Genomic DNA, 688 nt, shown 5'->3' on the forward strand with positions numbered 1-688 from the left:
AGCCAGAGTTCATGCAGCATCAGGCAGTTTTGTTCATCCAGCAGTACACCGTTCTGCAGGTGTGTCAGCCAGCGGGTGAACGCGATATTCTCCGGCGATACAACGCCACGCCCGGCAGCCGTCAGTCCGGGGCATGGTTCAAACCGCACATCTTCAGTGGTCTGCAGAAGTCCGGCACTTCCGGCCAGAAACAGCTGAATACCTTCATTTATGGCGCGGCGATAAAACGGTGTGACGGCACCACTGGCCAGTCGTTTAATCTCAGCGATCTGTGCCGGTTCACCAGAAAAATGCATACGGTTACTGCACCAGTTTGGCATGGGAATTCTCCTCTCACATGCGGCCTCCATCAGGCCGTGCCGGCACGGCCTGGGTAACCAGGTATTTTGTCCACAGAACCGTGCACAAAATGCTGTGGATAAGCTGGACACAGCACTCCACAGCAGGCATACAGCCACACTCTCAGAGAATTGATCGTTTTTTAGTCAGAACAATGACATTTGACTGTGTGCGGATTCAGTTATTAGAATACTGTATATGCATACAGCAAAAAGAGAAGGGAGATGAGAACATGATCCGCATTGAAATTCTTTTCGACCGCCAGAGCACAAAAAACCTCAAATCAGGCACACTTCAGGCGCTACAGAATGAAATCGAACAACGTCTGAAACCACACTACCCGGAAATC

General features: G+C 50.7%; 1 protein-coding gene. It reads right to left on the minus strand.

The annotated features are described in order from the left end of the window. Nucleotides 1-296 (minus strand): DUF1281 domain-containing protein (locus tag E0D98_RS25265; protein ID WP_122994978.1); only part of this gene is annotated, 296 nt, incomplete at its 3' end. Between the last annotated feature and the right edge of the window lie 392 nt (nucleotides 297-688).

Source organism: Escherichia sp. KCJ4928 (assembly GCF_004352695.1).
In the GTDB taxonomy this organism is placed as follows: Bacteria; Pseudomonadota; Gammaproteobacteria; order Enterobacterales; family Enterobacteriaceae; genus ECMA0423.